The organism is Actinomycetes bacterium (assembly GCA_035489715.1).
In the GTDB taxonomy this organism is placed as follows: Bacteria; Actinomycetota; Actinomycetes; order JACCUZ01; family JACCUZ01; genus DATHAP01.
Genome location: DATHAP010000066.1, coordinates 1 through 5,474 on the forward strand (window position 1 = coordinate 1; position 5,474 = coordinate 5,474).

General features: G+C 70.8%; 7 protein-coding genes and 1 riboswitch. Of the genes, 6 read left to right on the top strand and 1 reads right to left on the bottom strand.

Going from position 1 to position 5,474, the window contains the following annotated elements:
* Positions 1–415 precede the first annotated feature (415 nt).
* Genes VK640_05755 through VK640_05770 form a run of 4 tightly spaced genes read left to right on the top strand, consistent with a single transcriptional unit; the run spans position 416 to position 2,026 of the window.
* Complete coding sequence (locus VK640_05755) at positions 416–673, top strand: hypothetical protein (protein HTE72688.1); 258 nt, start codon at positions 416–418, stop codon at positions 671–673.
* Positions 674–678: 5 nt separating this feature from the next.
* Positions 679–1,065 carry a TadE/TadG family type IV pilus assembly protein gene (locus tag VK640_05760; GenBank protein ID HTE72689.1) on the top strand — a complete coding sequence of 129 codons (387 nt, stop codon included), beginning with the start codon at positions 679–681 and terminating at the stop codon, positions 1,063–1,065.
* Positions 1,062–1,502, top strand: a complete 441-nt coding sequence (locus VK640_05765; protein ID HTE72690.1) for a pilus assembly protein — start codon at positions 1,062–1,064, stop codon at positions 1,500–1,502. The genes VK640_05760 and VK640_05765 overlap by 4 nt, the downstream gene beginning before the upstream one ends.
* Positions 1,499–2,026 carry a pilus assembly protein TadG-related protein gene (locus VK640_05770; GenBank protein HTE72691.1) on the top strand — a complete coding sequence of 176 codons (528 nt, stop codon included), beginning with the start codon at positions 1,499–1,501 and terminating at the stop codon, positions 2,024–2,026. The genes VK640_05765 and VK640_05770 overlap by 4 nt, the downstream gene beginning before the upstream one ends.
* An 81-nt stretch (positions 2,027–2,107) precedes the next feature.
* Here VK640_05770 and VK640_05775 read toward each other — a convergent pair whose 3' ends face one another.
* Complete coding sequence (locus VK640_05775; protein HTE72692.1) at positions 2,108–2,563, bottom strand: NlpC/P60 family protein; 456 nt, start codon at positions 2,561–2,563, stop codon at positions 2,108–2,110.
* Between the two features lie 36 nt (positions 2,564–2,599).
* A riboswitch (cyclic di-AMP (ydaO/yuaA leader) is annotated at positions 2,600–2,769 on the bottom strand.
* A 288-nt stretch (positions 2,770–3,057) separates the two neighbouring features.
* Here VK640_05775 and VK640_05780 point away from each other — a divergent pair.
* Positions 3,058–4,095, top strand: a complete 1,038-nt coding sequence (locus tag VK640_05780; GenBank protein ID HTE72693.1) for a potassium channel family protein — start codon at positions 3,058–3,060, stop codon at positions 4,093–4,095.
* A gap of 110 nt (positions 4,096–4,205) precedes the next feature.
* The coding region (locus VK640_05785) for a DUF222 domain-containing protein (protein ID HTE72694.1) at positions 4,206–5,474 on the top strand (1,269 nt) is incomplete at its 3' end.

The window sequence follows — 5,474 nt, forward strand, 5'->3', positions numbered from 1 at the left end:
TGGACTGGCAACCGCTCCCGGAGGATTAGGCAAGCAAGGCTCGATCGGCCCCCGAGCGGCGCATCGCTTCAGCCTCTCGGCTGGAGCCCGCCGCCCATTCTCGCTAGAAGCCGGGCCACCCGAACGACGGTCGGCCAAGCCCTGAACGTCCTGTCCGGGGCCTCGAACGCCGTGGTGCTATGCGCGCAACCCAGCATTGTGCATCTAGTCGTCTCCAGCGCGCAGATAATGCTCCGACACAGCAGCGGCATCTTAGGCCGAGGACCAGGGCCGCGACCGTAGTGCCGGTCGTCTTCCTCGTGCTCCCGGTGACGGTGGTCTTCGCGCTGTTCCCAGGTTTCTACGGCTTCAAGTTCGCCGGTTGAGGTGCTGCACGGTCGGTCGCCAGGTCGGTGGCCCACGAGGGAGGTCGAGGATGCACGGACGGTCAGGTACGTCGCAGAGGTCGCTCGTCTGGGTGGCCGCACTGGTGGTGCTCGTCGGACTGCGTGGCACGGCAGCCGTCGTCGCGCGGGCCCGAGGTGACGAGCAGGAGAGGGGCGACGTCCCCGGCTGGGTGCTCGTCACCATCATGACCGCCGGGCTGGTGACCGCCTTGTGGCTCGTGGCCGACGACAAGCTGACCCAGCTCTTCAACGACGCGCTGGACAGTGTCGTCGGCAGCGCTCCCTGACGGTCATGCCGGTCCGACGACCGCGCGACGACGGGGCGGCTGTCGTCGAGTTCGTCCTCGTCGGAGTCCTGCTCACGGCGTTGTTCCTGGCGCTGGTGCAGCTCGGGCTGGCCCTGCACGTACGTAACACGCTGCAGGCGTCGGCCGCGGAGGGCGCGCGGTTCGCGGCCAACGCCGACCGGACCCGGGCCGACGGCGAGGCGGTCGCCCGGGACCTGATCCGGGCGTCGCTGGCCGACCGCTACGCGGAGCAGGTCACCAGCGGCACCGAGCTGGTCGCAGGAGTTCCGACCGTCTTCGTGCAGGTGGACGCGCCGCTGCCGGTCATCGGCTTCCTCGGTCCGCCGCGCACCGTGCACGTGCGTGGTCACGCCGTCGAGGAGGGCGGATGAGACCGCCGGCACGCGATGACGCGGGCAACGCGATCCTCGAGTTCGTGTTCCTCGCGGTGCTCCTGATGGTCCCCCTCGTCTACGTGCTGATCACCGTCTTCCGGGTGCAAGCCGGTGCCTACGCAGCATCGAGCGCGGCGCGCGAGTCCGGCCGGGTCTTCGCCACTGCAGACTCTGCGGATGTCGCGGCGGAGCGCGCGTACGCCGCCGCACGGATCGTGATGCGGGACAGCGGGCTCACCCTCGACCGGGACGACGTCCGGATCACCTGCAGCAGCGAGCCCTGTCTCGCACCCGGCAGCACGGTGACCGTCGTGATCACCCAACGGGTCGAGCTCCCGCTGGTCCCCAAGGTCCTCGGTCGTGCTCCCGGCTCGGTCCGAGTAAGCAGCGAGCACGTCGAGGTCGTGGACCGGTACCGAGCGGTGCGTCGATGAGTCCGTCGCACGCGTGCTCCTGCACTCACCGCACCACTTCACGGAGGTGCGCCGGAGACGACGGGCAGCTGCTGCTGCTCGTGCTGGTCTATGCCGTCATCGCCGGCGTGCTGGTGACCGTCGTCGTCAACCTGTCGACGGCCTACCTGCACCGACGGTCTCTCGTCGCTGCTGTCGACGGCGCCGCCCTGTCGGCCGCCAACCGGCCGGACCTGGCGCGGGTCTACAACGGCGGGAGCGATGCCCTGCCGCTGTCCGACGACGGCGCGACCGATGCCGTCGCCCAGTACGTCGACGACGCGCGGCTCGAGGAACGCTTCGACGGGTTCGACGTGGTCGAGGTCTCGACCGACGGCCGCACGGTCACGGTGACGTTCGCGGCGACGGTGCGCATGCCGCTGCTCAACGCGATCGCCGTGAGCGTGACGGGGGGTGGCTACCGGTTCGACGCGACGGCACGGGCAGAGTCACCCCTTTCGCCGCTGTCCGACCCGTTACGGGACGTCTCGCTGCCCCGCCGGTAGCGCTGCGGATGCACGAGTGGCGCGCCACGACGTACCACCTGAGGGTCCTACGTCGCGACGCGCCACTCGACGCGCGCCCTCCTACTTCAGGCGGCCGTAGAACACCCGGCCGGTCCAGATGTGCTCGCGGTGGACGCGCTCGCCCGACTGTGGGGCGTGCCAGACGTCGCCGTGGCCGGCGTAAATGGCGACGTGGTAGACGCCGCTGCGGCTGTAGAAGAACACGAGGTCGCCACGACGGCGGTTGTCATGCGAGATGCGCTCTGTCTTGGAAACCTGCGCCGACGACGAGTGCGGCAGGTACTTGCCGACCTTGCCGTAGACCCAGCGGGTCAGGCCGGAGCAGTCGAAGCGGTGCGGGCCGTCAGCGCCGTAGTCGTAGGGCGAGCCCTTGCGGCTGCGAGCCCAGTCGACGGCGCTCTCGGCCTTGGCCTTGCTGACGAGTGCGGCGTGCGCCTTCGGGGCTGCGGGGCTGATGGTGTAGCCGGCGAACATCGTCACAGCCAGGGCCAGGACGAGGGGGACGATCGCGAGCATGCGGACAGGGGACAATCGGGCAAGCGACATGCGGGGGATTCCTTCGGGTATCCGCCTGCGAAGAATGACCTGTCGGGTTCGGGCGCCGAAGTTGCCCGGCCACCTGTCGGTGGCTTCACCCCGAGGACGGCACACTCGTGCTGAGGGCCGTCCGTCGTGCTGGGTTCTCCGTCCCTGCCATACGACGAGATCGTCCGTGACCGCGGCGGTGGCAGGGCTCGGCGTCCGCTCGCGGCCGCCCCACCGACCTTTCCGGCGGGGACTTGTGCTTCATCTAGGGTCGGGCATTCCTAGCGCCGGGTTGACCGAAAACCCTTGTGCCACGCGCGGAATGTGACGTACGCGACCCGCGAAACCGCGCCATCTAGCCATGAGTGATGGCCTCGATGCACTAGGTGATCAGCCGTTCTCACGATGCGTGACGACGTCGACGCGCGCCGTCGATCAGGCACCCGGTCCCCGGAAGTCCGTGATGTGTGTGGCTGAATGGCGTCGTGGACGAGCCGGCCTGGAAGCTGCGGCTGCCGCGACGTCCCTCCGTGCCGCCGGCGATCGCCATCGCGCGACGAGTCGCGATCGCCGTCGCGATCGTGCTCCTCAACTGGGCGGTCGTGCTGATCGAGCGCGACGGCTACCGCGACTCCGCCGACGGCGACCTGTCGGTGACGGATGCGCTCTACTACACGACGGTCACGCTCTCGACCACCGGCTACGGCGACATCACCCCGGTGAGCGACGGTGCGCGGCTGACCAACGCGCTGCTCGTGACGCCGATGCGCTTCCTCTTCGTCCTCGTGCTCATCGGCACCACGATCCAGGTGCTCACCGAGCGGTCGCGGGACCAGTTCAACGTCTCCCGCTGGAGGTCACGCGTGAAGGACCACGTCATCATCTGCGGCTTCGGCACCAAGGGCCGCAGCGCGATCCGCGCGCTCCGGCAGAACGGCGTCGCCCAGGAGGACATCGTCGTCATCGAGAACGACCACGAGTCGGTGGAGGCCGCCGCTGCCGCGGGCTACACGACCGTGCACGGCCGGTCGGACAGCGACACCGTCCTCAAGGAGGCGGAGGTGGGGCGCGCCAGGTCGGTCGTCATCGCCGTCGACCGCGACGACACGGCCGTCCTGACGACATTGACCGTGCGCCAGCTGTCGAAGGACGTGACCGTCGTCGCCGCCGTCCGCGAGGGTGAGAACGCCGACCTGCTCAAGCAGAGCGGTGCCGACTCGGTCATCACCTCGTCCGACGCGGCCGGGCGCCTGCTCGGCCTCGCCACCGGGAGCCCGGCCACGGTCGCCGTCGTCGAGGACCTGCTCGCCGTGGGCAGTGGCCTCGACCTGGCCGAGCGCGGCGTTACCCCCGAGGAGGTCGGCTCCCACCCCCGGTCGGTGGTCAGCCCGGTGCTGGCCGTCGTACGCGGCGGCCGGCCACGCCCGTACGACGACCCGGACGTGGCGACCCTGCTGGCCACCGACCGGCTGATCTACGTGTCGAGTCCGAGGGAGCGCGGCGGCGTGGAGCAACCGGGCTGACGGAGGGCGGACCGCGCTTCGGGGGTCAGCACCTCGGCCGGGGCGGCGTGCCGCGGATCGCTGTGCACAGGGGCTTCGATTGACAGCCGTCCGCTGCTAGAATCGAACACATGTTCGAAGGAGGTGGGCCGGACGCGAAGGTCGTCGACCGATGGCGCGGCTCGCTTGGTGGCGTCGCCCGCGACTTGTCGGACGTCGCGCGCATCGATCTGATCCGCAGCCTCGAGGAGCTCAAGGCTGCCGCAGCCGCAGCGCAGGCCAGGCTGGCCGCCGACCTCGACGAGTCGGTGCGAGCCCGGCACCGCGAGCAGGAACTGCCGCCATCCCAGCAGGGGGCCGGCGTCGCGTCCCAAGTCGCCTTGGCTCGTCGTGACAGCCCGGTCAAGGGCGGCCAGCACCTAGGCCTCGCCAAGGCGTTGGTCGGTGAGATGCCGCACACGCTGGCGGCGCTCAGTGAGGGCCGGCTCTCTGAGTGGCGGGCGACCCTGCTGGTGCGGGAGACCGCTTGTCTCTCGGGGGAGCATCGCTCCCGGGTGGACGCGGAGCTGGTCGCTGATCCGGCGCGGCTCGACGGGCTCGGTGACCGACGGGTCGCCGCCGAGGCGCGGCGCCTGGCCTACCGGCTCGACCCGGCTGCCGCGGTCGCCCGCGCGAGGAAGGCCGAGGGCGACCGTGCGGTCACCGTGCGGCCTGCTCCGGACACGATGACCTACCTGACGGGCCTGCTGCCGGTGAGGGCAGGCATCGCCGCGTACGCCGCTCTCGGTCGGGCAGCCGACGAGGCACGGGCTGTTGGCGACCCCCGCTCCCGTGGTCAGGTGATGGCGGACACCCTCGTCGCGCGAGTGACCGGACAGGCCGTGGCCACCGGAGCGCCGGTCGCCGTCGGACTGGTGATGACCGATCGGGCACTCTTCGCCGGAGACTCCGAGCCGGCGGTGGTCCCGGGCTACGGACCGGTCCCCGCACCCGTGGCTCGCGACTGGCTGCGTCCGGCGAGGACACCGACTACGGACAGCGCCGGGGAGCCCGCTCCCAGGAGCGCGGAGGTCGACGTAGAGGTCTGGCTGCGCCGGCTCTTCACCCACCCCACCACCGGCCAGCTGGTCGCGATGGAGTCCAAAGCCGTGACGTTCCCGCCGGCGCTGCGCCAGCTGCTGGTGCTGCGCGACGAGGTCTGCCGCACCCCCTGGTGCGACGCGCTGGTCCGGCACGCGGACCACGTGGTGCCGCGCGCCCGCGGCGGGAGCACCGACGAAGCCAACGGGCAAGGGCTGTGCGAGCAGTGCAACTACGTCAAGGAGTCGCCGGGCTGGTCGGCCGGGCCGGCGCCGGGCAGCTCGCTCGGCCGGCACCTGGTCGAGACGGTGGCCCCGACC